Raw genomic sequence first — 26,502 nt, 5'->3', positions numbered from 1 at the left:
CCCCACTTGAAGCCCATCCCGGTCCTCACCCTTCCCTGACACCTCGAGCCCCCCTTCCATGTCCGCACAGCGCATCCTGGTCGTCGACGATGAGGACAATGCCCGCAGAGCCATCGCCACCATCCTGAACGAGGAGGGCTACGACGTGGCCGAGGCCGCCGACGGCGCGGAGGCCCTGGCGCGCGTGTCGGACTTCTCCCCCGCCGTGGTGCTCACCGACGTGCGCATGCCCCGGATGGACGGTCTCACCCTGCTGCGCGCCGCGCGCGAGCAGGGCAGCGACGCGACGTTCGTCATGATGACGGCCTTCGCCAGCGTGGAGATGGCCGTGGAGGCGATGAAGTCCGGCGCGGACAACTTCCTGCTCAAGCCGCTGGACGCCGACCAGGTGCTCGTCATCCTGTCCAAGGCCCTGGAGAAGCGCAGCCTGCGCCGCGAGGCGGAGGCCCTGCGAGACCAGGTCCGCACGCGCGTGCGGCGCTTCCACGACATCATCGGCGAGTCCCCTCAGCTCCAGGGCATCTACGACGTCGTGCGCCGCGCGGCGAGCACCCGCGCCACGGTGCTCATCCTCGGCGAGTCCGGCACCGGCAAGGAGCTCATCGCCCAGGCGCTGCACCAGGAGTCGCCCCGCCGCGACAAGCCCTTCATCCGCGTCCACTGCGCGGCGCTGTCGGAGAACCTGCTGGAGAGCGAGCTGTTCGGCCACGAAAAGGGCTCCTTCACCGGCGCCCTCGCGCGCAAGGAAGGCCGCTTCGAGCTGGCCGACGGCGGCACCCTCTTCCTGGACGAAATCGGGGAGATCTCCCCCACGGTGCAGGTGAAGCTGCTGCGCGTGCTCCAGCAGCGCGAGCTGGAGCGCGTGGGCGGCACCCAGACGCTCAAGGTGGACGTGCGCATCGTCGCCGCGACGCACCGGGACCTCGCCGCGGAGGTGAAGGCGGGCCGCTTCCGCGAGGACCTCTACTACCGGCTCAACGTGGTGAGCGTAACGCTGCCGGCGCTCAGGGAGCGCAAGAGCGACATCCCCGCGCTGGTGAACCACTTCCTGGAGAAGTACGGCGAGGCCTACGGCAAGCACGTGCGCGGCCTGGCACCGGGCACGCTCCAGGCGCTGCTCGCGCACGACTGGCCGGGCAACATCCGCGAGCTGGAGAACGCCATCGAGCGCTCCGTGGTCCTCACCCAGGGCCAGGAGCTGGCGACGGACGACCTGCCGCCCGTGCTGCGCGGCCCCCGTCCCACCGGCACGAGCCAGGGCGCGCTCATCCCCGGCGCCACGCTCGCGGCCATCGAACGCGAGGCCATCCTCCGCACCCTGGAGATGGTGCAGGGCTCCACGTCGCGCGCCGCGGAGGTGCTCGGCATCAGCGTGCGGAAGATTCAGTACCGCCTCAAGGAGTACGGCGCCCAGGCCGACGGCGCGCCCCCGAAGCCCGACGCCGACGAGCTCCCCGGAGACCTCGCCGCCGAGTCCTGACGCGAAGCCGGACACCGACGCGCGGGCGACGCGGTGTTCCATGACGGGCATCTACGACGTCCGTCGTTGACAGTTACGACGTACGTCGTAATACTTTCGCGAATGATGCCCGTTCCACCGCAGCCGACGCGCGCCGAGCTGGCCATCCTCCGTGTCCTCTGGCAATTGGGGCCCAGCACCGTACGTCGGGTGCATGAGTCGCTCCGGGACACGCAGGACAAGGACACCGGCTACACCACGGTCCTCAAGCTCCTGCAGAACATGACGGAGAAGGGGCTCGTCCAGCGCGATGAGAGCGAGCGCACCCATGTCTACGAAGCGGCCCTGAGCCAGAAGCGCACGCAGCGCGACTTGCTGCGGGACTTGATGGACCGGGCCTTCGGCGGCTCCGCGTCCAGCGTGGTGGCCCAGGCGCTTTCGATGAAGCGGGCCTCCGCGGAGGAGCTGGCGGAGATCCGGAAGCTGCTCGACGAGCACGAGAGGCGGGGGAAGTGATGGACGTGCTGGACTCGCTGGAACAAGCCCTGCTCGCCTTCGCCTGGCAGGGCGCGGCGGTGGCGCTGGTGGTCGCGGGGTTGCTGGCCCTGATGTCGCGCCGCTCGGCGCGGGGCCGCTATGTCGTCGCCTGTCTGGGCCTGCTGACCATGGCGCTGCTTCCGCTCGGCACGTTCCTGGGCGCGCTGTGGGGGACGTCGGTCCCCGTGACTCCGACGTCGGGCGGCCTGTCCGCGGAGATGCTCCTGTCGGCGACGCTGCCCCCCGGCACCTCGCTGGTGGACGTGGCGTCTCCGGCGACGGTGGCGGCCAGCACCTCCTGGCTGGAGCTTGTGCGCCCGTGGCTGCTCCCGGCCTGGTGCTGCGGCGTGCTGCTGCTGTCGGCGCGGATGCTCATCTCCTGGTACGCGGCCCAGCGGCTGTCCCGACTGCACACCCAGGAGCCCGCCGCCGCCTGGCGTGAGGCGCTGGCCCAGGCGCTCACGCGGCTGAGCCTGACGCGCCCCGTCCGACTGCTGGCGTCCGCCCGCGTCGACGTGCCCCAGGTCATCGGCCTGTGGCGCCCCCTCATCCTCGTCCCCGCGGGCGCAATCGCCGGCCTGACACCCGCGCAGTTGGAGGCGGTGCTCGCGCATGAGCTCGCGCACATCCAGCGCCACGACTACCTGGTCAACCTGCTCCAGGCCCTGGTGGAGACCTTCCTGTTCTACCACCCCGCCGTCTGGTGGCTGTCCCACCGCATTCGCGAGGAGCGCGAGCACTGCGCGGATGACCTCGCCGTGCAGTCCTGCGGAGACGCGTTCCTCTATGCGCGCGCCCTCGCGCTCATCGAACAGCTCCGCGCGCCGCCGTCCGCCCTGCTCGCGCTCGGCGCGGATGGGGGCTCGCTGCTCGCGCGCATCCGCCGGCTCCTGGCCGTGCCGGAGCCCCGTGCCCCGCGCAGGTCCTGGCGGCTGGTCAGCGGACTGGGGGGCGCCGCGCTCGCCGTCGCCCTGGGCACCTCCCAGGTCCCCCTGCCGGCGATGGCTGTTCCGCCCACCTCCAACACCGCCTCCGCAGACGCCTCGCCCGTCTCGAATCACGAGCGCGCCTTCGAGATCGAGGAGCCCCGGGTCCACCGGCCCCTCGTCGCGCCCACGCCGCGAGTCATCCCGGTCAACCTCTCCTCCACCGTGAGCCGTCCGGTCCGCGCGGCCAAGGCCCCGACGAAGAAGGCCCGCGAGCCCAGCCCGCGTCCGCTGCTCATCCCGGACACGGAGGGGATTGTCCGCACGGAGCTGTCCCGAACGCCGTATCCGCTCGACGCGGAGCCGGCCGCCCCCGCGGTCGCCATCGACAGCGTGCCTGTCGCCCCTGTCCAGGTGGCGGAAGCGACGCCGGAAGTCGCGAAGCCCACCCCGACGCCTCCGCCGCCCTCCACCAGGCCCATGCCTGAGCAGGATGGCGTCTTCACGCTCGGCCCTGGCATCACCCCTCCCCGCTTCCTGACGGGGCGCAGGCTGCACTTCGCGGACCTCACCCAGAACATACGCTCGCGCGTGAACGCCGTCCCCAAGGGCGCGGTGGTCACCCGCTGCACCATCACCGCCGAGGGCACCGTCACCGACTGCAAGTCCCTCCAGAGCCTCTCCGGACTGGAAGACGGCATCATCCGCACGCTGACCACGTGGCGCTACGAGCCCGCGATGCTAGATGGCAAGCCCGTGCCCGTGCACTACGAGTTCGACGTCTGGTTCACCAACGAGCCCGGCGGAGGCATGGACGAGCGTCGTCAGGTCGCCAGCGCGGACAAGCCGGGACAGCGCGCGGACGGCTCCAACCAGAGCGCCTGCATCCTCTGCGCGAGCGCCGCCTCCACCACCCTTGTGACTCCGCCCGTCGGCTTCTGAGCGTCGACGGGCTTGCTCCCGGTGCGCGCGGGTCCGCTACCGCGCCACTGGCAAGCGCAGCAGGAAGCGAGCCCCACCTCCGGGCGCCGCGCCCACCTCCAGCGTCCCGCCGTGCTGCGTGACGATGGCGTGGACGATGGGCAGCCCCAGTCCCGAACCCTGGGCCTTGGTGGTGAAGAAGGGCTCGAAGATGCGATCCCTCATGGCCTCCGGGACGCCCGGGCCCGAGTCGTCCACGGTGATCCACACCCGCGCTTCGTCCGCGCCGACGGTCAGCGTCACCCGGCCTCCCGCGGGCGTGGACTCCAGCGCGTTGAGGCACAGGTTGATGAGCACCTGCCGCACCCGCTCCTCTTCTCCAGACAGCGCGGGCAACGGCGCCTCCGGCACACCGTGCGTCAGCGTCACCTTCCGCGTCTCGGCCTGACTGCTCAGCAGGTCCACCACGCGGCGCACCAGCACCTTCACGTCCACCGAGCCCGGGCGGAACTCCCGAGGACGGGCGAACTGGAGGAAGTCCTCCAGGATGTGGTCCAACCGGCGAATCTCGTCACGCACCAGCAGCAGGGGCTCCAGCAGCGTGCCCTGCTGTCCATCCGGAAGCCTGCGCACGCGCCGCTCCAACACGGACAACTGCAAGGCAGCGGCGTTGAGCGGGTTGCGAATCTCGTGGGAAAGCCCCGCCGTCATCGTCCCCACGGCGGCCAGCTTCTCCGTCACCTGCGCGCGCCGGGCCAGCTCGCGCTTCTCCGCGTGCAGCCGCACCTGTCGCATCGCCTGCTCCAGCGTGAGGAGCAGCTCTCGCGGCGCGCACGGCTTCATCAGGTAGGCACACGCGCCCGCGCGCACCGCCGCCACGGCCGTCTCCAGCGTGGCGAAGCCCGTGAGCAGCACGACCTCCGAGTCCGGGGCTCCCGCCTTCAGCTCCGCCGCCAGCGCCGTCCCGTCACCATCCGGAAGGCGCAGGTCCACCAGCGCCACATCAAAACCCTCGCGCGCCTTCTCCCGTGCGTCGCGGCACGTCGACGCCGCGCGCACCGCATAGCCCGCGTCCCCCAGCAGCTCGTCGAGGTTGTCGAGGAACGCCGCGTTGTCGTCCACGACGAGGACTCGCGCGGGAGGCTGGGGAATGGGCTCGCTCATGGCGTGGCCCCGGGGCGCGCGGCGTACCTCGTCTCCAGCGCGCCGATGAGCGCCCCCGTGTCGAAGGGCTTGGAGAAGACATCCACGCCCACGTCCAGCGGCGCCAGGTCCGGCCACGCCGTCATGACGAAGGTGGGCAGGCTCGGGTAGCGCGCCCGCAACCTCCGGAGCGTCTCTCCGTCCGGCCCGCCCGGCATGCGCAGGTCCACCAGCGCCGCGAACGGCGTCGCGCACGAGAGCAGGTCCGCGTCCAGCACCGACGACACCGTCACGCAGGAGAAGCCGCGCGCGCGCAGCACCTCGGAGAGGTTGTCGCTCAGCGCCGGGTCGTCCTCCGCCACCACCACCAGTCCGTCGCGCCGCGCATTGGCCAGCAGGCCCATCAGCGTGGAGATGGGCACGGGCTTGGGCAGCACCGCGAGCAGTCCCTCGCGCCGAGCTGTCGCCAGATCGTCCTCGCGCGGATAGGCCGTCATCACGACGGCGGCGAGCCCCGGGTCCACGCGGCGGATGCGTCGCACCGCGTCCGCGCCGCTCATGCCGGGCATGCGCATGTCCGTCACCAGCGCATCGAAGCGCGTGGCGCCCACCTCGCGCAGGGCCTCGTCACCCGAGCTGACGACGGTGGCCTGGTGGCCCTCGTCCCGGAGAATCTCGGCCAGGTTCTCCGCCAGCGCCCGGTTGTCATCCAGCAGGAGGTAGCGTCGCATGGGGGCCCTCCTCGGGCGAACTGGGGAGCTGCATCACAAAGCGAGCACCCGCTCCCGCGCGCGGCGCATAGGTGATGGTGCCACCGTGGCGCTCCAGGATGCGCCGGACCAGTGGCAGGCCCAGGCCGATGCCCCGGGCCTTCGTCGTCATCAGCGGCTCGAAGAGCCGTCCTCGGATGACCTCGCTGACCCCGGGGCCCGTGTCCTCCAACACCAGCTCCACCTGGCCGGGCTCACGCACGGTGCCGACCAGCGACACGCCGCCACCCGATTCCTCCAGGGCCTGCACGGCGTTCTCCAACAGGTTGACGAACACCTGACGCAGCTGCCCCGCGTCCCCGTGCACCGGTGGCAGCGAGACGAGTCCCTCCGTCTTGACGGTGACACCCTCCGGACAGGCCACGGCCTTGAGGGCCTCCTGCCAGACCTCGTCCAGCCAGACCTCCTGGCGTTGCAGCGGTCGGTCCCGAATCATGTCCAGCAGGTCGGACACGATGTGGTTGGCGATGCCCACCTGCTCGCCAATGCGGTCCAGGTGCTTCGTCGTGCGCTCATCCACCACCGGACCCGCGCGGCTGCGCAGGATGTAGAGCGAGGTCTCGATGACGCCCAGCGGGTTGCGCAGCTCGTGGCCAATGGAGCCCACCAGCTGACCGAACGTCGCCAGTCGCTCGTTGCGCGCCTGCTGCGCCAGCAGGTCCTCGCGGTACGTGTGGAGCATGATGGCCAGCTCCAGGTCCAGGATGCGCCCCAGCGCCGCGCGGGCGCCGTGCAACGTCTCCGGCTGATTCAGGTACGCCGAGTCGATGATGGCGTTGAGTTCCTGGCGCAACACATTCATCGCCCCGAACATGTAGTGCTGCGGCAGGGAGATTCGCACGTGCATGCGGCCGATGCGGCAGCGCAGCGCGAAGTAGGCCTCGTCCCACGGCCCCCGCAGGAGCTGGTCCATCCACACCTGCAACGTGCCGCGCAGGTGGCCCACCTGGCTCTCGCCGCCCTCCAGCGCCCGACGCGCGCCCTCGTGCTCCAGGATGCGGTCGTAGAAGACGCGAGCGATGCGGGGGAAATGCGGATGCGCGATGGCATGAAGGCCGACGAGCGACTGCTCGTCCCGCGCTCCAAAGCCCACGTACCGCTTCAGCTCCTCGAACAAGGTTTCCGCCATGGTGTCGGGGCCCAGATTAACCGCTCGCCCCGCATCGGAGGAGGAACTCCGAAGCAAGCACCGAGCCAGCCACACGAGGGCATGGACGACCCAGGAGCGCGCAAGAAATGCGCACCCATCGACTCGCGGCCGAGGGTGCGCAAACCCTGCGCGAGGCTGGACGTGTGGGCGCCGAGGCGGCTCGCTCGCCGCTCCAACGGAGTCAGTGCATCAGCGACTCCCGCCCCCCGCGCCCGAGCGACAGCGACTCGCGCGTCACCGTCTCGCGCCCCGTGGCCTTGCCGCGCTCCAGCAGGGACTTCAGGCGCAGCAGGTCATCGTCCATCTGCCGCTTGGGGTCCACGCCCAGCAGTCGCGCGAAGGCGTGGCCGATGGCGCCCGCGGGCGGGTTGTACGCGAGGCGGATGTCCACCCGCGTGCCGCCCTTTGGCGTGGGCTCGAAGTGGATGACGCCCGCGTTCTCCACCGAAGTCCCCTGCACGCTCTTCCACGCGAGCAGCTTGTTGGGCACGCGCTGGGTGACGACGGCCTGCCATTCGAAGTGCAGGCCCGCGGGGCCCTTCACCTTCCAGTGCGAGCGCCCGTCGGTGTCGACGCGAATCTCGTCCACGTGGGTCATGAAGCGCGGGAAGTTCTGCATCGCATCCCAGAAGGCGAAGACCTCCTCCACCGGCGCATTCACCGTGATGTCCTTGTGCAGGTTGATGGCACGAGCCCCCACGCCGATGCCGGTGAGCCGACGCAGCTCCAGGTTGCTGAGCGCGCGCAGCCCCAGCACCAGGCCTCCCGCGCCGAGCAACGCGCCCAGCACGCCTCCGCGTTGGATGGCCCCTGAAGCCAGGGACACGGCACCCAGCGCGCCGAAGAAGCGCGCGGAGGGCGACCAGTGCGCCGAACCGAACGTCCGGGTGGGTCCCCGCCGTGCCACGCCGCCCTGCAGCTCGGACTGACGGCCCGACTCCGCGAAGGGCAACAGCCGGTTCTCCACGCCGCGCACGCCGCGCACGCGACCGATGAACGGAATGACGCGCTTGAACTCCTCGAGCAGGAGGGAGCCCTCCAGCGTCACCACGCCATCACGCGCGGCCACCTTCACGGAGCCGGGATGCGAGCACACGCGGCCCAGCGCCGACCGGACGCGCTCGGCGAGCGTCACGTCATCCACCGTCTCCGAGCGGAACCGTCCGATGGACTCCAGGAACAAGCCCCGCGAGCGCTGGGTCAAATCGCGCTTCACGACCCCCGCCGCGCTTCCGGCCTCGTGGGCGGCATGCACCGCCCTGCCCTGCAGGTGAGACCTGCGCCAGCGACCACTGCGCGGGTCGGACCAGTACATCAACCCCACACCCAGCCCCAGACCTCCCAGACCCCAAAAGGCTGCCTTCATGTCGTGCCTCCTGTTCGGTTTTTGATGAGCCCCATCCGGGGAACGTGAAGGCGCTCTTGCCGCGGTGCAGCAGCCACGGGCCGACGGCTCCAGGCCCCGAAGGGACGCTCGTCACCCCTGGAGCCCGGGAGGGCACGAGGCCCCGCTCGGGAGATGGACGGGACGGTGCCCGCCTGCCCGGGCATGCACACCTTGAGCGGACGGACAGTCGCAGACCTCTTCAGGAGCTCCACACGCATGCCCCAGCAGCAACCGCCGATTCCCGGACCGCCGTCGCCATTGCCTCCCACGCGCGAGCCGACGCCCAACAATCCCGTGAAGGAACCCGACCCCCAGCATCCCCAGCGCGAACCTCCGACCCGGAATCCTCCCGAGCAGGACCCGCCCATGCGTCAGCCGCCGGAAATCGAGCCGCCGTTGCCGCCCGACATCACCCCGCCTGGCATCCATGACCCGCCGCCCCCAGGGCAGCCGGGCATGCCCACCATCATCGCGGGCGAACCGGGCTCCCAGGACACTTGAGCCAGGGGCCGCCTGTCTGTCTGGGTGGCCACTCGATGTGCCAGGGCCACGGGCGAGCGGACACCGCGTCGACCTCGCCCTCTCTCCGGGCTGGCGACAAGTGGCGAGACGTTCCTCTTCGTTCGCTCGTGCCCAATTTCAAGGGGAGAAGTGCGCCAGGAGGCACACGGACAAGGAGCTTCGCATGCAGGGACCTGCGTTCCAGGACCGCTCCACGGCGGGTCGAGCCCTCGCGGAGCGTCTCGCACATCATGGTCACCGCCCTGAAACCCGGGTGCTGGCTCTGCCGCGCGGCGGAGTGCCCGTGGGCTACGAGGTGGCGCGCGCGCTGGGTGCTCCGCTGGACGTGTTCGTCGTTCGCAAGCTGGGGACGCCCGGACACGAGGAGCTGGCCATGGGCGCCATCGCCACCGGCGGCGTGCGCGTGCTCAACCCCGAGGTCATCGAGGAGGTGGGCATCCCTTTGGAGCAGATCGACGCGGTCGCCGCGCGCGAAGGCCGGGAGCTCGAACGCCGCGAGGCAAGCTACCGACAGGGAAGACCCGCCCTGGACGTGCGCGGACGCAACGTCATCCTCGTCGATGACGGGCTCGCCACCGGCTCCTCCATGCGCGCCGCCGTGGCCGCGCTCCGGAAGCAAGGGCCCGCTCGCATCGTCGTCGCCGTGCCCGTCGCACCTCTGGAGACCTGCGAGGACATCGCGACGCTGGCGGACGAGACGGTGTGCGTCCGGACCCCGGAGCCGTTCTTCGCCGTGGGCCTCTGGTATCGCCAGTTCGAGCAGACCTCCGACGCGGAGGTCAGGGACCTCCTGGAGCGCGCCGCGCGTGAGTCGTCCATGGCAGAGGCGCACCCTTCCCCTGGGTGAGCGCGCGCCCTCGCGGTCCTCGCAGACCCGCATGTGGCAGGAGCATCGAGGACCCGCCCCCTTGCTCACCGAACAACGGGAGCACCTGTCCCAAGCTCCGGTGGCGCGGTGGCGGGCTCGATTCCGGTTAGGCTCGCGCTCCCCACACCCCCATGCACGAGTTCCCCACCCGCCGTCAGATGCTGCTGGCCGTCCTCATGGCCACCGCGCTCGCCGCTCTCATCGAGTGGGCCTGGGCCAGCCCCGATGCCGCGAGCCCCCTGCCCCGTGTCCTCACCACCGCGGCCCTGGTGCTGACCTGTGCCGGCACTCCCGCGTTGCTGCTCGCGCACGCCCGGGAGCGGACCCGCCGCGAGCGCGACGCCGCTTTGCGCAGCGCCGGTGACTCCAGCGCCTTGCGCGACGCCATCATGGACGTCACCCCGGTGGGCTTCGCCTTCTTCGACCGGAACCTGCGCTACATCCACGTCAACGCGGCGCTCGCGGCGATGAACGGGCTGCCCGCGGGAGGACACCTCGGCCGTCACGTGTCGGAGGTGATGCCAGAGCTGGGTCGGCTCCTCGCGCCGCGACTCAAGAGCGCGCTGGAGACAGATGCGCCCGTCCAGGACACCTGCCTCGAGGTGGAGACCCCCGCCGCGCCGGGCGAACCGCGCTTCTGGTTCGGCAGCTACTCGCGCGTGCGCGGCACGGGCGGCGAAGTCCTGGGCGTCATCGCCTCGCTCTCGGAGCTCACCGAGCGGATGCGCGCCGAGGAGAGCCTCCAGGAACACGAAGGCCTCCTCGACGTGCTCACGCGCTCGCTGCCCGACTACCTGTGGGGCGGCAAGCTGCGCGACGGCGCGCTGCGCGACTTCTACTGCACGCCCGTCATCGAGCGCACCACCGGCTATCCCGCGTCCGCGTTCGCCGAGCCCGGCCCCGGTGGCGGCCCGCCGCCGCTCTGGGCGGAGATGATCCACCCCGAGGACCGCGCCCGCTACCGCGCCCGCATCGAGTCGCTCGCGCCCGGCTCCGAGGTGGAGCTGGAGCACCGCCTCATCTGCGCCGACGGCCGCGTGCGCTGGGTCCGCAGCCGCGCGGCGGCCTCCGCGAAGGACAACCAGGGCGAGCTGCACGTGGGCTGCGTCGTCACCGACATCACCGACCGGTACCTCGCGGACGAGCTGCGCCAGCGCCTCCACGAGAGCTTCCGCCGCTCCGCCCAGGAGTGGCGCCGCACGTTCGACGCCGTCACCTCGCCGCTCGTCGTGCTCGGCGCGGACGGCACCATCCAGAGCCTCAACGCCGCCGCGTGCATCCTGTTCGGCGGGCTGGACCCCTCCGGCCAGCCCCTGTCCACCGTCGCGAGCGAGCCTCCCTGGTCCAGCACATTGCCGCTGGTGGACGAGCTTCGCCGCACGCATGGCAGCCTCATCCGCGAGGTGAAGGACCCGCGCTCACGCCGCACGTGGGAGCTGGCCGCCGCGTGGGTGGACGAGGTCGGCGGAGAGGACTCGCGCATCATCGTCGTCGCCACCGAGGTGACCCGGCTGCTGGAGCTGCAAGCCAGCCTGCGCCGCAGCGAGACGATGGCCGCGATGGGCGCCATCGTCGCGGGCGTGGCCCACGAGGTCCGCAACCCCCTCTTCTCCATCTCCGCCGTGGTGGACGCCGTGGAGGCCACCGTCGGCGCTCGCGCGGAGCTGGCCCCGTACCTGGACGTGCTGCGCGGCGAGGTGCGGCGCCTCAACCACCTGACGCAGGAGCTGTTCGAGTACGGCCGCCCCACTCGGGGCGAATGGGTGGAAGGCCCCGTGCGACCGGTGGTGGAGGAAGCGCTGGCTGCGTGCGCGCTCACCGGGGAGCAGTCCCGTGTGACGGTGACGCAGACGCTCGCGGAGGCCCTGCCGGCGGTGCGCATGGACTCGCGTCGACTGTTCCATGTCTTCCGCAACGTGCTGGAGAACGCCGTGCAGCACTCGCCCGCGGGCACCACCGTGAAGGTGGCCACCTCGCCCCTGGAGGAGGAAGGCCGCGCCTGGGTGCGCTGCACCGTGCGGGACGGCGGGCCGGGCTTCCGCGAGGAGGACCTGCCTCACGTCTTCGAGCCCTTCTTCAGCAAGCGCAGGGGCGGCACCGGCCTGGGCCTGTCCATCGTCCAGCGCATCCTGGAGGAGCATCAGGGCGTCATTCGCCTGCGCAATCACCCGGAGGGTGGCGCCGAAGTCACGCTGCTGCTACCAGCGGTGTCCTCGCCTTCCGTCAGCCTGCACCTGGACTCGCTCGCCTCATGACACGTACCCGCATCCTCCTGGTGGACGACGAGCCCGGTGTCCGGCTGGGCATGAGGGGCTACCTCACTGCCCACGGCTTCGACGTGGACGAAGCCCAGAGCCTCGCCGAGGCCCAGGAAGTCTTCCGCACGCACCGCCCCGACGTCGCGGTGGTGGACTACCGGATGCCGGACGGCACCGCGCTGGAGCTGCTGCCCCGCCTCAAGGAAATCGACGCCGCCGTGCCGCTCGTCGTCCTCACCGGGCACGGCTCCATCGAGCTCGCCGTCCAGGCCGTCAAGGAAGGCGCCGAGCAGTTCCTCACCAAGCCCGTGGAGCTGGCCGTCCTCAAGGTCGTGCTGGAGCGGCTGGTGGCCCAGCGCCGCGAGCGACAGCGCCTACGCGCCGACCTGTCCCGCACCGCGCGCGCCACGGTGGACCCGTTCCTGGGCACCAGCGCCGCCATCCAGGGCCTGCGCGCCGAAGCCGGGCGCATGCAACACAGCGACAGCCCCGTGCTCGTCACCGGCGAGACGGGCAGCGGCAAGAGCGTGCTCGCGCGCTGGCTTCACGAGGGCGGCCCGCGCGCGGACGCGCCCTTCGTGGACCTCAACTGCGCCGCGCTGTCGAAGGACCTGCTGGACTCGGAGCTGTTCGGTCACGAGAAGGGCGCCTTCACGGGCGCGGTGGCCGCGAAGCAGGGTCTCCTGGAAGTGGCGGACCGGGGCACCCTCTTCCTCGACGAGATTGGCGACATGGACATGGCCGTCCAGCCCAAGCTCCTCAAGGTGCTGGAGGAGAAGCGCTTCCGCCGCCTCGGGGACGTGCGAGACAGGCGCGTCGACGTGCGCCTCATCGCGGCCACGCACCAGGACCTGGGCGTCGCCACCCGCGAGAAGCGCTTCCGCAGCGACCTCTACTTCCGCGTCAGCACCCTCATCCTCCACGTGCCCGCGCTGCGGGAGCGGACCGAGGACATCCCCGTGCTCGCCCGCCACTTCCTCGCGGAGATGGGCGGCGCACGCGGACGCGGCGGCGTGGGCCTCCAGCCCGATGCGGAGGCCGCGCTGACGCGCTACCCCTGGCCCGGCAACATCCGCGAGCTGCGCAACGTGCTGGAGCGCGCCGTGCTGCTGTCCGGCGGCGGCCCCCTGTCACGCGGAGACCTGCGCTTCGAGTCCTCCGCCGACGAGGCCCGCGTCGAGGACGACCTGACGCTGGAAGAGCTGGAGCGCCGCCACATCGAGCGCGTGCTGCGACGGGAGAACGGCCACGTCGAGCGCGCCGCCCTCCGGCTCGGAATCCCCCGTTCCTCCCTCTATGAGCGGCTGAAACGTTTGGGAATCAACAGATCTGGATTCCAGAAGTCGGATCCATGATCTGGAAAACCCCGCACCGAGGCGGGGCGGCAGTGCTCGCAAGTGCCGGAAAAGTCATGGGGCCCGGGTGAGAAGGACCCCTGGCCCCTGACTTGCTCACGGCCGGCGCGTGTCCCAGAACCTCCTCATCGTCGACGACGAATCCGCGCTGTGCTGGGTGTTGGGACAGTTCTTCGCGAGCGCGGGGTACCGGGTGGACTCGGCGCAGGCGCTGGACGAGGCGCTGGGGCTGATGACGACGGGCCGCTATGACCTGGTCATCAGCGACCTGCGGCTGAGCGGAACGCAGTCCGAGGAAGGCCTGGTGCTGGCGGACTTCGTGCGCCGTTACACACCGGACACCCGGGTGGTGTTGCTCACGGCCTTCGCGTCGCCGGAGCTGACGGCGCGGGCCCGGGAGCTGGGAGTCGACCTGGTGCTGCCCAAGCCTCAGCCCCTGCCCTCGCTGGCTCGGCACGTCTCTGAATTGTTGGCGGCCCGTTGATGTGGGCCGTTCCCTTCTGGCACCGTCGGGACATGCGAGTGCAATCCCACCCACTCTGTCCCGGCGCGTCGTGTGGACGGAGCTCGAGGACCCTGGCGCGCCACGCGGCGTATCTCCGAGGGCCCACCGTCCTCGCGCTGCTGGGCGCCCTGTTGCTGACGGCGAGCGCGGCACGGGCGCAGGCGCAGGCCTCGCAGGCCATCGACGTGCAGCAGTACAAGCCGGGCCCTGGCGCCTACGACGTGCTGGGGCTGCATGGCGCGCGCGTGGGCAAGCACCTCGAATGGAACGTGGGGCTGTCGGTCAACTACGGGGAGAACCCACTCAACCTGTTGGATCCTCGCCGCGACGAGTTCGTCTACCGCATCGTCGACAGCCAGCTCACGCTGGACTTGATGGGCGCGGTGGCGCTGTTCGACCGGCTGGAGCTGGGTGTGACGCTCCCCGTCTCCACGACGACGTCACAGCCGGCCACGGCCATCTCGCCCACGCTGGCGGATGGTGCCGCCGGCACGGGCGTGGGTGACCTGCGACTGGTGCCGAAGGTCCGGCTGTTGTCGACGGAAGGCGGCCTGCACCTGGCCCTCGTCGCGCCGGTGACGCTGCCCACGGGGGGCGGCTCCGACTTCCTGGGCACCAAGGGGCTGACCTTCCAGCCGAGGCTCGTGGCCGAGTGGGCCGGAGACTCGCTGCGCCTGCTGGCCAACGTGGGAGTGAATCTGCGCGGCGAGCAGCAGCTGCGCAACCTGCGCGTGGGCAATGAGTTCTCGTATGCCGTGGGCGCGGAGGTGCCGCTCACCCAGGCGCTGTCGGTGGCGGCCACCCTGTCCGGCGCGCTGGGGCTGAAGGAGACGAACGCCGAGGAGCGTCCGTTGGAGGCGCTCGGCGCGGTGAAGTACCGCTTCACGGAGGAGCTGGCGGCGCACCTGGGCGCGGGCCCGGGACTCACGCGGGGCTACGGCACGCCGGGCTTCCGCGTGCTCGGAGGACTGGCCTGGACGGCCTCGCCACCGGCGGCCACGCCCTCGCGACAGTGCGCGCTGGGGCCCGAGGACTTCGATGGCTTCCAGGACGACGACGACTGCCTGGATCCAGACGACGACAGCGACGGCATCCTCGATGGACCGGACGTGTGCCCTGGCGAGCCGGAGACCTTCAATGGCTATCAGGACGAGGACGGGTGCCCGGATGCGCAGGACCCGAACGCACCCTCGACGACCGAGCCCTCCGCCGCGACGCCTGGCGCTCCGTTGACGCTGGCGCCCGCGCCGGTGGACTCGGATGGAGACGGCCTCATCGACACGGAGGACCGCTGCCCCTCGGAGCCCGAGGACATGGATGGCTTCGAGGACACGGACGGCTGCCCGGATGCGGACAATGACCGCGACGGCGTACCGGACGCGGTGGATGCCTGTCCGCTGGAGGCCGAGGCCATCAACGGGGTGAAGGACGAGGATGGGTGCCCCGACAAGGGCAAGGCGAGCGTGCGGCTGGAAGGCTCGCGCATCGTCATCCTGGAGAAGGTCTACTTCGCCACCGGCAAGGACGTCATCCTGCCCAAGTCCTTCAGCCTGCTGGCGCAGGTGTCCTCGGTGCTCAAGGCGAACCCGCAGCTGGAGCGGTTGCGCGTGGAGGGACACACGGACGACCAGGGCTCGGACACGAGCAACCTGGACCTGTCCCAGCGCCGCGCGAACAACGTGCGGGAGTTCCTGCTGAAGGCCGGCATCGCGCCGGAGCGCCTGGAGGCAATGGGCTACGGCGAGACGAAGCCAGTGGACAGCAATGCGACGACGCGCGGTCGTGAGAACAACCGCCGCGTCGAGTTCAACATCGTGAAGACCGCCGAGCCCTCGGCACAAGAGGCCACGCCATGACCCGGACCCTTCCCTGCCTGATGGTGTTCGCGCTCGCGGCCTTCCAGGCTCGGGCCGAGGACGCGGCGGTAGGTCCTTGCGGCGGCCTGCGCTTCGTCAACGGCCGCGTGGAGATGGGGCGCAAGCTGGAGCCGAAGGGGCCCGCGACGGAAGCCTGCTTGAAGCACGTCGCGGAAGCGCTCGCGGCACGTCCCGCCATTCGCGCGGTGACGGTGGCCGCGCGGCTGCCCGACGCGGAGCGGCTGGACGGTCAGGGGCTCGCGGTGGCGAAGGCCGCGGCGGACATCCTGGTGTCGGCGGGCGTGTCACGCACGCGCGTCTCCGCGGTGGCGCCTCCCGCGGTACCGGGCGAGCCGGGTCAGCTCCAGCTCGCGTACGTCGAGCGTCCCACGCAACCTCGGGTGGCCCGGGTGCGCGCGGCCAGCGGTGAGGTCTCCGCGGGCGCCGCTCCCGACGAGCTGCGCCCCCGTGGCGTCGGTGACTCGCTCTACACCGGTGAGCTGTTCCACACGAGCAAGGACGCAAGCGCGGAGCTGGAACTGGCCGATGCGAGCCGGGTGCGGGTGCTGTCCGACAGCATGCTGCGCCTGGGGGCCATCGAGCTGGGGGCCAACGCGAAGCGGGTGGTGCGCCTGGAGCTGATGCGCGGCTCGGTGGAGACCCTCGCCGCGCCCGGGGGCGACGGCTCCGTGTTCGAGGTGCGCACGCGAGGCGCGGTGGCCGGCGTGAGAGGCACGCAGTTCCGGGTGTCGGCGCAGGAGGACGGCGGCAGTCGCCTGGAGACGCTCGAAGGCAAGGTGGCGCTGGGCGCGGAGAAGGGCGAAGTCGAGGTGGCCGGAGGCCAGGGCTCTCGCGTGCTGCCCGGCGCCGCGCCGGAGCCGCCCCGACCGCTGCTCGCCGCACCGCTGCTGAACGGACCGCGCGGTGGGAGCTTCACCACGGCGCCGAAGCTGGAGTGGTTCACCGTGCCGGGCGCGAAGACGTACCGCGTGGAGCTGGGCCGGACGGCGGACTTCGCCGCGGGCGTGCGCACGTTCGAGTCCCAGGCCCAGGAGTTCGCCGTGCCGGCGGGCCTCGCGGGCAAGTGGTTCTGGCGCGTGCTGCCGGTGGACGCGGATGGCTTCATCGGCTTCCCGTCGAAGATTTTCGCCTTCGACCTCCGGCCCTGAGACTTTCGAATGAGCCCGAGCCCCGAGACGCCCGCGCGCGGCCCGCGCCTGCCTCGCCCTTCCCCGCCGCTGCTGCGTGGACTGGCGGCGGTGGTGGGACTGGCGCTGGCCGGAGTGACGGCGGTGACGGGTGGCGCGCCGGGGCTGTTCGAACGCGCGCTGTATGACCAGGCCGTGAGCCGGCTCCTGCCGGGAGTCCCGCGAAGCGCGGACCTGGTGTTGGTGGAGGTGGATGACCGGGCCCTGTCCGCGCTGGGCGAGCGCTGGCCGCTGTCGCGCGTGACGTGGGCTCGAGCCTTCCGTGCGCTGGCGGCCCAGCGTCCCTCGGCGGTGGCGGTGGACGTGGTGTTCGACCAGCCCGGCTCGCGCGATGCGCTGGAGCTGGGGGAGGACATGCTGGCGGCGTTGCGAGAGTCGGGCCTCGCGGACCAGCCCGCGGGCGCGGCCCTGGTGACGGACCTGGAAGCCCGGCTTCATGCGCAGGACGGAGATGCCCGGCTGGCGGAGGCGCTCGCGGAGAACGGCGTCGTCATCCTGGGCGCCGCCGCGCTCACCGAGGACGTGTCGCTGATGCCGCCACTCGCGGACGGAGCGCTCGGATCGCCGTTGCCGCTGCCCGTGGGCTCGCTGCGGCTCCAGGCCCGAGAGGTCGCCGGCAGCATCGCCCCGCTGCGGATGGCGGCACAGGGCAGCGGCATGTTGAACATGCTGGTGGACGCGGATGGTGTCATCCGCCGCTATCCCTACGCCGTCGGCGTGGGCGAGCACGTCTGGCCCTCCCTGGCCCTGGCGACCGCGCTGCGCCTGATGCCCGAGCAGGGCGAGTCCCTGCAGCGCCGGGCGACCCTCGACCACGGCGCGCCGCTGATGCGCCTGCCCGCGCCGGACTGGCTTCCCCGGGTGAGTCTGGCGGATGTGCTCCACGCGGATCCGCGCTCGGTGGGACTGGACCTGGCGCTGCGCGGAAAGACGCTCTTCGTGGGAGTCACGGCGACGGGACTCCACGGACAGAGCACGCTCCCGGGTCAGGTGGCGGTGCCGGGCGTGGAGATTCACGCGTTCGCGCTGGACAACCTGCGCGCGGACCGCCTGATGCGCTCCTCGGGAATCGTGGCCCTCACGGGCCTGCTGGAGACGGCCGTGTTGCTGCTGGTCTTCGGCTGGCGCTGCCGACGCGCGCGTACGCTGGGGGCCGTGGCTCGCACGGCGCTGGGGCTCACAGGGGTGCACGTCGCGCTGGTGGGCTGGCTCGCGGCGGACTTCGGCTGGGTGTTGCCGCTGATACCCGCGTGCGTGGGACTGGGGCTGATGTTGCTGGTGGACTCGGCGGCGCGCACGGAGGAACTGGGGCGTCAGCGGGGAGCGCTGCGCCGGCTCTTCGTCCGCTACCCCCAATCCTCCCCGGGCACCTCCGTGACGCCGGGCGACCCCCGGTAGGGCCCTGCCCTCGAGCGTCACCCGAGCAACCCGCCAGGTTCAGCCCTGTAACCCGCCCGCGTGCATCCGTGGCAGCATCCACGGGACATGGCCCGCTACGCCCTCATCGCCGAGCCCGACCCCCACCGAGCCGCTGGCCTGCTCGCCCTCGTCGCTGGCGAGGGGCTCGAAGGCGTGCTGGCCCGGGATGGCGCGGAGGCGCAGGAGGTGGTGCGCCAGCGCAGCGCGCCCGCCCTGCTCCTCACGGACCTGGCGCTGCCGCGAGTGGACGGGTTCACGCTGCTGACCTGGCTGCGTGAGCGCCAGGACGCGGAGGGCACGCAGGTGGTGGTGGTCACCGCCTTCGACGAGCTGCGCGTGCGGGCGTGGCAGCTCAAGGACGCCCTGGGCATCCACTCGCTGCTGAGCCGCCGCGCGCCCGCGGAGACGGTGCGAGACACCGTGCGACGCGTGCTTGCGGGACAACGCCCCCTGCCCTCCACGCCCACGGAGAACACCCCGGACGAGGAGCACCAGCGGCTGGCGCGCATCGAGGCGATGCGACTGGTGGATGAAGGCCCGCCCGAGGCGGAGCTTCAGGAGCTGGTCACCGAGGTGGCCCAGGCCTTCGCCGTGCCGGTGGCGCTGCTGACGCTGGTGCTGGGTGATCGCCAGTGGTTCAAGGCGCATGTGGGGCTGCCGCACGCGCTCGCGCGGGACAGGGGAACGCCGAGGGACTGGGCCTTCTGTCACCACGTGGTGATGGGCCGCGAGTCCCTGGTCGTTCCGGACGCCACGCGCCACCCGGTGTTTCGGGACAACCCGCTGGTGCGCGACGGCATCGTCGGCAGCTACGCGGGCGCGCCGCTGGTGACGCCTGGTGGCGAGGTGTTGGGCACGCTGTGTGTCATCGACACGCGGCCCCTGGTGCTCGGCACCGAGGACCTGGCGGCGCTGCGGGAGCTGGCCCGGCGCGTGGCGGGCGACCTGGAACTGAGGTCCCGCGCGCGGATGGAGGCGAGGGATTTGGGTCGCTCGCGACAGGAGCCCTCGCGTTCGGAGGTCGCCGCGCTGGCGCAAATCCGAGACGCCATCCAGGCGCTCGATGTGGCGACGTTGCTGGTGGCGCCGGGGCGTCAGCCCTTCGCGGGCAACGCCGCGCTGTCGGAGATGCTCGGCCTGCCGCTGGAGGGCATTCCGAAGCTGACGTTCGACGACTTCCGCCAGCACGTGGCGAAGCTGACGGCGGACCCGTCGGGCCGCTCGCTGCTGCTCGACCTGGCGTCCGAATCATCCCGAGGGCTGCACCTGACGCTGGCCCTGGAGCACCCACGTCCCCGTCGGATTCGCTGGGTGGCGCGGCCGTTCCCCATTCCGGGCGGCACCGCGCAGCTCCTGACGCTCTCCGAGCTGGGTGGAGTCTCACCCAAGGACGAGCGGGAGCGGATGTTGCGCGTGGACCCGCTGACGGGGCTGGCCACCCGGCGCGTGGGCGAAGAGCGCCTGCTGCGGGAGATTGGTCGCTGCCGACGGGACGGCGTGCCCTGTGGGGTGCTCCTGGTGGATCTGGTGGGTCTGGGGCGGCTCAATCTCCGGCACGGCTTCGACGCGGGAGACAACGCGCTGCGCGACGTGGCTCGACGCCTGGAAGACGTGGGCGTGCCGTCCGGTTTCGCGGTGCGATGGGAGGGCGGCACGCTGCTGGTGGCGCTGCCGGGTCAGGATGCCCGGGCCACGGAGGCCCTGCGCGCACAGCTCCATGAGGAGCTGGAGTCCTTCGAGTTCCATGGCGCGGCCGTGGCCGTCGAGGGTGAAGAAGACCCCCGGGAGACGCTCGCCCGAGCGCACGCGGCCCTTGCCCGGGCCAAGGCCGACCACCGCGCCCGGACCCGCACGGGCTGACGGACAGGGGAACGGTGTAGAACCGGGTCTCATGGCTCCTTCACCTGTGCCCGACCGACTCCGACTGCCCCTCGCCTTCGATGCGGCGCGGCTCCAGGAGGAGCTGGCACGTTTGCCAGCGGAGACCTGGGTGCCGCACTTCAACACCCGGTACTACGAGGGCGACTGGAGCGGCGTGCCCCTGCGCTCCGTGGGCGGAATGGAGGGACGGCTGTACCCCGACCCCACCGCGCGACAGAGCTACGAGGACACGCCGCTGCTCGCGCGCTGCCCGGCCTTTCGCGAGGCGCTCGCGGCGTTTCAGTGTCCCATCGGCTCCGCGCGACTGTTGAAGCTCGCCGCACGGGCGCACATCCGTGAGCACACGGACTACAACCTGGGCTTCGAGGATGGCGAGGTGCGGCTGCACATCCCCATCGTCACGCATCCCGACGTGGCCTTCGTGCTCGCGGGCCAGCGCGTGGACCTGCGGCCCGGCGAGTGCTGGTACCTGAACTTCAACCTCCCCCATCGCGTGGACAACTTCGGGGACACGGACCGCGTGCACCTGGTGCTCGACTGCGTGGTGGATGACTGGCTCCGCGAGGTCTTCGCTCGGGCCATGGCACCTGATGGCGAGGGCGGCGTCCGTGTCGCTTGAGGACTTCGAGCGCTTCCGCCAGCGCGTCCTGGAGGACGTCTCACTCCAGGAGGCACTGCGAGCGCGGATGGATGTGCCGGCCTTCCTCGCCCTGGCGACACGACTGGGCGCGGAGCACGGCTGTCACTTCACCGCGGAGGAGCTTCGCGACCTGATGAGGGACGCGCGCCGGAGCTGGCTCGGAGATTGGGTATGAGCCTCGCACCGGACGACGCGCGACTGGACGGGTGGATTCCCGCGCGCCTCCATGTGGATGGGGAGGTGCCTCGCGTCGACTGGTGCCACCTGGGCGACAGGCGCTTCACGGACCCGTTCTTCGACGAGACGCTGGAGCGAAGGCTTCGCCATCCGTTCGCCCTGCTCTTCCGGCACCAGACTTCGCTGGAGACGCTGGTGGCGCGACAAGCCGCGCGGCCGGGGTTGCCCGTCAAGGGCCTCGTCTTCCACATGTCCCGCTGTGGCTCGACGTTGCTCGCGCAGCTCCTGGCCTCACTGCCTCGTCACATCGTGCTGTCCGAGGCGAGTCCCGTGGATGTCGTCCTGCGCCTGCATCTGCGCCTTCGACACGTCACCGACGAGCAACGCATCGAGTGGCTGCGCGCCGTGGTCGCCGCGCTCGGTCAGCGGCGGCATCTCGAGGAGGACGGTGTCTTCCTCAAGCTGGACGCGTGGCACGTGCTGGAGTTGCCGTTGCTCCAGCGTGCGTTTCCCGGCGTGCCGTGGCTGTTCCTCTATCGGGACCCGGTGGAGGTCATGGCCTCGCACCAGAAACACCGGGGCGCGCACATGCTGCCGGGAGTCCTGGAACCCGCGCGAGTCGGCCTGGAGTCGGGGCAGCTCTCGGAGCTGTCGTTGGAGGAATACGGAGCCCGGGTGCTCGCGCGGCTCTGCGATGCGGGGCTGCGGGCCTATCGAGAACGGAAGGGGCCCGCGCGGCTGTTGAACTACCGCCAGCTCCAGGACAGCGCGGTGTCCCAGCTCGTGGACCTCTTCGGTCTGCAGCCGACGCCCACCGAGGCAGGGCTGCTGGCCTCCGCCGCCGCGCGCGACGCGAAAAACCCCGTGCTCCCGTTCGCGGATGACACCGAGGACAAGGCCCGGACTGTCTCCAACACCTCCCGCACGATGGCCGAGCGATGGGTCCGCGAGGTCTACGACTCACTCGAAGCCGAGCGCCTGCGCGACGCCGCACGCGGATGAGCCGGAATGGAAATGTTTGGCCATGCCAGCTTTGACCTGCTGCGTCGTCGTGTGCTGACCACTGTCTATCCCTCCAAGTCCAGACGAAGTGCGGGAGAGAGAACGGAACCGGGCTCCGTCCAGCGGACGTTCGACTTCGGAGTGCGGGCCGTGCTCAATTGTGTCTGGGACAGACTTGCCGTGCGCATGCGGCCGCTGGCCCATCACCCCACTCAACCACCGGAAAAATCCAATGAAACGGATAGGGATGGTCGTCGCGCTGCTCGTCTGCCTGAGCGAAGCTTCCCAAGCTCAAGCCGCTGCCTTGAATTCAGCGGCGTCGCGCGAACGCATCAGCGTGTCGCTGGCCGCCGATAAACGCGAGCTGGCGCTGACGCTGGCGAAGCAGGACTCGGTGCTGCGAAGGGACCTCGCCTCGCGTTTGAGTGGCGAGCACCTGGCGGTAGATTTGAAGCAATGGCTGAGCACGGTGTCGGCCCCCTCCTCTGTCACGGCCGTGGCGGGGCGAGCGGACCTGACCATCCGCCAGCGCAAGGGCCTGGAGCGCGAGCTCGACAGCCTGCTGCAGCTTCGCCTCGCGAGTGCTTCCATGCTGCCGGCGCTGAAGCGTGGCGTTGAACCCCTCTATGCATACGAGCCGGATGGGAATGACTCCCAGTGGCAATTCATCGAGGCCTTCGACCGCCTTGGCGGCGTGCACCACCTTGACGTGCACCGCATGCCCGAACAGCCGGTGTTGGTGGTGGACATCGACTCTCGGAGAGACCTGGCCGCCGGCATCAAGCTGATGCGCGAGCGCCTCGTGGCTCTCGGCCAGCGTCCCATGCCGCTCCAGCCCGTCAGCGCGGCGGCGACGAGCACGCCGGTGACGATGCTCGATCGCATCTACCTGAACGACGACGAGGAGCCCTGGATCTCCGGTGACGCGGAGGTCTACGCCATCGTCAATGGAGTCGACCCCAGCCGCGACGAGCCGCAATTGGATATCGTCGACATGCCCTATCTGGACAAAGACGGTCGGACCTACTCGCCCAACCAGGTCCTGATCTTCTGGGACCGCTACCGCTGGGCGGCCGCGAACGTCGTCCTCATGGAGCACGACGACAACACCAACTATCAAGAGCTGGTGAGCCACCTGTTCACCATCGCGAGTCAAATCCTGACGGCCCTGGGCCATCCGGAGATCTCCGCCCTGGTGGCCCTGGGCAGCGGACTGGTGGATCGCATGCCCAGTGAATGGTTCAGCAACGACGACGACTACGTTGATTCGTACTACACCGTGGAGAAGAACCACTTCTACACCAACCATGGTGGAGCACGCGGCAACGCGGTGGTGTCTCTGAGACCGTATGAAATCGCGGGCCAGTAGCAGGACGTAGGCAACGAGAGGCGCTCTGGCGCCCGGAGGGGTCGAGGAAGAACGACTCGACCCCTCACCAGGAGACAGGATCAGGGCCGGGTGCGGACTCCGTACGCCGCCAGCCCCTGCTCACAGAGTTCGAAGGCGTTGACGATGCTCTCGGTTGTCTCCGCGTGGCTCTTGCGCTTGCCGGGGGGCCCGCTTACGACGCCGTAGGCCAGTCGCGTCAGCACCCCGATGATGCTCGCCACCACGCGCGGAGTCGGGTCTCCCGCCGACGCACCCGTCTGCTCCGCGAGAATCTGCGCGAGCTGCTCCTCGGACTGGAGCGACATCTGGCGGATGCGGGTGTGCACGCTCGGGGTGCTCTGGATGACCTTGCGGAACGCGGCGCGCCGCTCGGCGGGAAGCGCATTCAGCCGCTCCGCGATGGCCAGCGTGTGCCGACGGACCACCGCGAGCACGGGTTCCTCGACGGAGCGCTCTCGCACCGCGCGGAGCAGCTCGGACTCGTGCTCCTCACGGCCATTGAGGACCAGGTCTTCCTTCGTCGGGAAGTAGTTGAACACCGTCTTGTCCGACACGTTGGCCGCCGCCGCGATGTCCGCCACCGTCACCGCGTCGAAGCCGCGCTCCGCGAACAGCCGCGTGGCCACCTCCGCGAGCAGCCGCCGCGTCTCCAGCTTCTTGCGCTCTCGCAACCCCAGTTCACTCGACATCCGCCGGGGACCCTACCGCCGGGCCCAGGGCCCTGCAACGAATCTGGGACAAACTTACATTGACAGAAATTTTGCCGTCACTAGATATTCATCGCACTCCAACCAGAGAAGGTCCGCATGAAAATCCTCGTCACGGGAGCCACGGGCTCCATTGGCAGTCAGGTCATTCAGCAGTTGCGTGCGCGCGACGCGTCGTTTCGGGCGTTCGTGCGGGACAGGAGCAAAGGGGAGTCGTTGGGAGGTGACTTCGTGGTGGGCGACTTCGATTCACCCGAGTCACTCCGGGCCGCGCTCCAGGGCGTGGACCGGGTCCTGCTGAACGGCACGCCGAGCGAAGGACTGGTGCGACAGCACCGCGCGGTGATTGACGCGGCGAAGCAGGCGGGTGTCTCGCACGTCGTGCGCATCTCGACGCGAGGCGCGAGCGCGACGACGGACTTCCTCGTCGGACGATGGCATGGGGAGGCGGATGCGTACCTGGAAGCCAGCGGGCTGGGCTGGACGGCGCTGCGTCCCACGTACTTCATGCAGAACCTGCTCCGGAATGCGGAGAGCATCCGAAACGGCGGGCGGTTCTTCGGCGCGTTCGGGACGGGTCGCATCGCGTTCATCGACAGTGGCGACATCGCGAGGAGCGCCGTGGCGCAGCTCACGCACGCGTCCCCTCGCAGCGGAGCGCACTCGCTGACGGGGCCGGAGGCGCTCACGTTCGACGAGTTCGCCGCGAAGCTCTCGGCGCGGCTCGGCAAGCCCGTCGCCTACGTCGACCGTCCGGTCTCCGAGGTCATCGAGAACATGCGCGCGCAAGGGTTTCCGGAGGCCATGCTCGGCTCGTTCAAAGGCATGTTCGAGGCCTTCGCGAAGGGCGCGGCGTCGCAGCTCGCCACGGGCGTCAAGGACCTGACCGGGACGGAGCCGAGGACGCTCGATGCGTTCCTGGCGGACCACGCCGAGTCCTTTCGCTGAACCCACGCCGTCAAGGGCCCCCCATGATTCAACCCACTCAGAGCCTGCCTTCACGGGCGGGAACGTCGTCGTCTGTCCTCGCGCGGTTGCGTGTGCTGATGGTCGCCACCGGCTTCGTGGTCGTCCAGTGGCTCATCGTCGTCGGGCTGCTCGGCGTGCGAATCACCGTGCCCACGAGTCCCGGCGCCGTGGAACGAGAGCCCTTGTTGCTGGGCCCTGTCTTCTTCGCATCGCTCATCGCGGGCTTCAGCGCCTGGGGACTGCTCACCCTGCTGGAGCGATTGTTCTCGCGAGGGTTGCGCATCTGGACGGGCATCAGCATCACGGTCTTCGTGCTGACGCTGCCGTTCATGCCAGGGTTCTCGCTCGGGGAGCGCCTGTTCCTGCTGGTGGAGCATGGCGGAATGTTCGCCATCATCGTGCTCGGAATGCGGCGCACCCGGGCCCGTCCGTAACGAAGCCTCCGCGCGTCACCAGGTGACAGGCTCCGTGGACAGCGCCAGCGAGTCCACGCGGGCCATGAAGGAATCCACCTGCTCGCGGTTGGGGAGCCCCGACAACGCCCCCAGCCGCATCGTGGCCAGCGCCGCCGTCGCGTGAGCGAAGCGCGCCGCGTCCGCGAGCGAGCGTCGCTCTCCCAGGGCAACACAGAGGGCGGCGGAGAACGCATCCCCCGCGCCCGTGGTGTCCACCCAGTCCACGGGCAGGTTCGGCAGCCAGAGTTCGCCCTCGGTGCCCAGGAGCAGGTTTCCCTCGGGGGCGGCCACCACGGCCGTCCCCACGCCCCGGCGCAACAGGTTCTCCGCGGCGCGACGCGCGGAGTCTCGGTCCACCACCTCGAGCCCCGTCAGCACCTCCGCCTCCACGTCGTTGAGGCGGATGATGTGAACCGCCTCCAGCAACTCTTCCGGGAGGGTGATGGGCGGTGCTGGATCCAGGACGACATGCATGCCGGCGGCGCGAGCGATGTGGACCGCCGCGATGACCGCGTCCAAGGGAACCTCCAGTTGGACGAGCAGGACATCCGCGCTTGTGATGCGGGCCTCGGCGGCAATCACGTCCGCGACAGCGAGCCGCCGGTTCGCCCCTTCGGCGGAGAGGCTCTGCCTGCGGCCGCTCTCGTCCACCATCTCCAGCACGACGCCCGTGCTGAAGCCCGGGTCGCGTGACACCGCCCGCGTCTCCACTCCTTCACCTTCGAGTTGCTCCAGCAGGGCGAGCCCCCGAGCGTCCATGCCCACGCGGCCCACCAGCGTCGAGCGAGCACCCAGTCGGGCCGCGGCCACGGCGGCATTGGCACCCTTTCCACCCAGGCTCTCCAGGAAGAGATGCCCCTCCACGTTCTCGCCCGCGCGCGGGAGCCGAGGCCCCTGGACCAGGAAGTCCGTGTTGATTCCACCGACCACGAGAATGTCGGCCTGTCGACGTGGAGCCATGGCTGTCGTCCCCCTCCCCCCTGTCTCTTATACACAG

24 protein-coding genes are annotated in these 26,502 nt (G+C 70.5%); 18 read left to right on the top strand and 6 right to left on the bottom strand.

Annotated features, from left to right (window positions below):
- The first annotated feature begins 58 nt into the window (after positions 1-58).
- From FJV41_RS30790 to FJV41_RS30780, 3 genes are all read left to right on the top strand, one after another.
- Positions 59-1,480: a sigma-54-dependent transcriptional regulator gene (locus FJV41_RS30790; RefSeq protein ID WP_141646156.1), complete on the top strand. Its 1,422-nt coding sequence runs from the start codon at positions 59-61 to the stop codon at positions 1,478-1,480.
- A 105-nt stretch (positions 1,481-1,585) separates the two neighbouring features.
- On the top strand, positions 1,586-1,975 hold the full coding sequence (locus FJV41_RS30785; RefSeq protein ID WP_141646159.1) for a BlaI/MecI/CopY family transcriptional regulator: 390 nt from the start codon (positions 1,586-1,588) through the stop codon (positions 1,973-1,975).
- Positions 1,975-3,864 carry a M56 family metallopeptidase gene (locus tag FJV41_RS30780; RefSeq protein ID WP_141646158.1) on the top strand — a complete coding sequence of 630 codons (1,890 nt, stop codon included), beginning with the start codon at positions 1,975-1,977 and terminating at the stop codon, positions 3,862-3,864. Before FJV41_RS30785 ends, FJV41_RS30780 begins: the two co-directional genes overlap by 1 nt.
- Before the next feature lie 36 nt (positions 3,865-3,900).
- On the opposite strand, the gene FJV41_RS30775 is transcribed toward FJV41_RS30780, so the two are convergent.
- From FJV41_RS30775 to FJV41_RS30760, 4 genes are all read right to left on the bottom strand, one after another.
- Positions 3,901-5,007, bottom strand: a complete 1,107-nt coding sequence (locus FJV41_RS30775; protein WP_141646155.1) for a sensor histidine kinase — start codon at positions 5,005-5,007, stop codon at positions 3,901-3,903.
- On the bottom strand, positions 5,004-5,717 hold the full coding sequence (locus tag FJV41_RS30770; protein WP_141646154.1) for a response regulator: 714 nt from the start codon (positions 5,715-5,717) through the stop codon (positions 5,004-5,006). The genes FJV41_RS30775 and FJV41_RS30770 overlap by 4 nt, the downstream gene beginning before the upstream one ends.
- Complete coding sequence (locus FJV41_RS30765; protein WP_141646153.1) at positions 5,692-6,885, bottom strand: sensor histidine kinase; 1,194 nt, start codon at positions 6,883-6,885, stop codon at positions 5,692-5,694. Before FJV41_RS30765 ends, FJV41_RS30770 begins: the two co-directional genes overlap by 26 nt.
- Before the next feature lie 202 nt (positions 6,886-7,087).
- Positions 7,088-8,272, bottom strand: coding sequence for an SRPBCC family protein (locus tag FJV41_RS30760; protein WP_246137534.1), 1,185 nt, complete (start codon positions 8,270-8,272; stop codon positions 7,088-7,090).
- Between the two features lie 237 nt (positions 8,273-8,509).
- On the opposite strand from FJV41_RS30760, the gene FJV41_RS30755 reads away from it, so the two are divergent.
- From FJV41_RS30755 to FJV41_RS30695, 13 genes are all read left to right on the top strand, one after another.
- Complete coding sequence (locus FJV41_RS30755; RefSeq protein WP_246137533.1) at positions 8,510-8,794, top strand: hypothetical protein; 285 nt, start codon at positions 8,510-8,512, stop codon at positions 8,792-8,794.
- Positions 8,795-8,978: 184 nt separating this feature from the next.
- Positions 8,979-9,662, top strand: coding sequence for a phosphoribosyltransferase (locus tag FJV41_RS30750; protein ID WP_141646151.1), 684 nt, complete (start codon positions 8,979-8,981; stop codon positions 9,660-9,662).
- 152 nt (positions 9,663-9,814) lie between these two features.
- Positions 9,815-11,938 (top strand): PAS domain-containing sensor histidine kinase, encoded by a 2,124-nt coding sequence (locus FJV41_RS30745; protein WP_141646150.1) that lies wholly within the window; start codon positions 9,815-9,817, stop codon positions 11,936-11,938.
- On the top strand, positions 11,935-13,296 hold the full coding sequence (locus FJV41_RS30740) for a sigma-54-dependent transcriptional regulator (protein ID WP_141646149.1): 1,362 nt from the start codon (positions 11,935-11,937) through the stop codon (positions 13,294-13,296). Before FJV41_RS30745 ends, FJV41_RS30740 begins: the two co-directional genes overlap by 4 nt.
- A gap of 109 nt (positions 13,297-13,405) precedes the next feature.
- On the top strand, positions 13,406-13,780 hold the full coding sequence (locus FJV41_RS30735) for a response regulator (RefSeq protein WP_141646148.1): 375 nt from the start codon (positions 13,406-13,408) through the stop codon (positions 13,778-13,780).
- A complete protein-coding gene (locus tag FJV41_RS30730; RefSeq protein WP_141646147.1) occupies positions 13,780-15,657 on the top strand; it encodes an OmpA family protein in 1,878 nt (625 codons plus the stop codon). The genes FJV41_RS30735 and FJV41_RS30730 overlap by 1 nt, the downstream gene beginning before the upstream one ends.
- Positions 15,654-16,826: a FecR family protein gene (locus FJV41_RS30725; protein WP_141646146.1), complete on the top strand. Its 1,173-nt coding sequence runs from the start codon at positions 15,654-15,656 to the stop codon at positions 16,824-16,826. The genes FJV41_RS30730 and FJV41_RS30725 overlap by 4 nt, the downstream gene beginning before the upstream one ends.
- A gap of 9 nt (positions 16,827-16,835) precedes the next feature.
- Entirely contained in the window at positions 16,836-18,263 is a 1,428-nt protein-coding gene (locus FJV41_RS30720; protein ID WP_141646145.1) for a CHASE2 domain-containing protein, read from the top strand.
- 87 nt (positions 18,264-18,350) lie between these two features.
- Positions 18,351-20,144, top strand: coding sequence for a diguanylate cyclase domain-containing protein (locus tag FJV41_RS30715; protein WP_141646144.1), 1,794 nt, complete (start codon positions 18,351-18,353; stop codon positions 20,142-20,144).
- A 31-nt stretch (positions 20,145-20,175) separates the two neighbouring features.
- Complete coding sequence (locus FJV41_RS30710; RefSeq protein WP_141646143.1) at positions 20,176-20,784, top strand: aspartyl/asparaginyl beta-hydroxylase domain-containing protein; 609 nt, start codon at positions 20,176-20,178, stop codon at positions 20,782-20,784.
- Positions 20,774-20,980, top strand: coding sequence for a Nif11-like leader peptide family natural product precursor (locus FJV41_RS30705; protein WP_141646142.1), 207 nt, complete (start codon positions 20,774-20,776; stop codon positions 20,978-20,980). The genes FJV41_RS30710 and FJV41_RS30705 overlap by 11 nt, the downstream gene beginning before the upstream one ends.
- On the top strand, positions 20,977-21,984 hold the full coding sequence (locus FJV41_RS30700) for a sulfotransferase family protein (protein ID WP_141646141.1): 1,008 nt from the start codon (positions 20,977-20,979) through the stop codon (positions 21,982-21,984). The genes FJV41_RS30705 and FJV41_RS30700 overlap by 4 nt, the downstream gene beginning before the upstream one ends.
- A 304-nt stretch (positions 21,985-22,288) precedes the next feature.
- Positions 22,289-23,353 carry a DUF3103 domain-containing protein gene (locus tag FJV41_RS30695; protein ID WP_246137531.1) on the top strand — a complete coding sequence of 355 codons (1,065 nt, stop codon included), beginning with the start codon at positions 22,289-22,291 and terminating at the stop codon, positions 23,351-23,353.
- A gap of 80 nt (positions 23,354-23,433) precedes the next feature.
- Here FJV41_RS30695 and FJV41_RS30690 read toward each other — a convergent pair whose 3' ends face one another.
- On the bottom strand, positions 23,434-24,063 hold the full coding sequence (locus FJV41_RS30690; protein WP_141646139.1) for a TetR family transcriptional regulator: 630 nt from the start codon (positions 24,061-24,063) through the stop codon (positions 23,434-23,436).
- A 117-nt stretch (positions 24,064-24,180) separates the two neighbouring features.
- On the opposite strand from FJV41_RS30690, the gene FJV41_RS30685 reads away from it, so the two are divergent.
- Entirely contained in the window at positions 24,181-25,029 is an 849-nt protein-coding gene (locus FJV41_RS30685; protein ID WP_141646138.1) for an SDR family oxidoreductase, read from the top strand.
- Positions 25,030-25,052: 23 nt separating this feature from the next.
- On the top strand, positions 25,053-25,484 hold the full coding sequence (locus FJV41_RS30680) for a DUF6069 family protein (protein ID WP_141646137.1): 432 nt from the start codon (positions 25,053-25,055) through the stop codon (positions 25,482-25,484).
- 15 nt (positions 25,485-25,499) lie between these two features.
- Here the strand turns inward: FJV41_RS30680 and FJV41_RS30675 are convergent, their stop codons facing one another.
- Positions 25,500-26,465, bottom strand: a complete 966-nt coding sequence (locus FJV41_RS30675; RefSeq protein WP_141646136.1) for a ribokinase — start codon at positions 26,463-26,465, stop codon at positions 25,500-25,502.
- Between the last annotated feature and the right edge of the window lie 37 nt (positions 26,466-26,502).

The sequence above is a fragment of the Myxococcus llanfairpwllgwyngyllgogerychwyrndrobwllllantysiliogogogochensis genome (assembly GCF_006636215.1).
GTDB classification, from domain to species: Bacteria; Myxococcota; Myxococcia; order Myxococcales; family Myxococcaceae; genus Myxococcus; species Myxococcus llanfairpwllgwyngyllgogerychwyrndrobwllllantysiliogogogochensis.
Note: the sequence above shows the minus strand (reverse complement) of the source record. Positions and strands in the feature narration are given on the sequence as shown.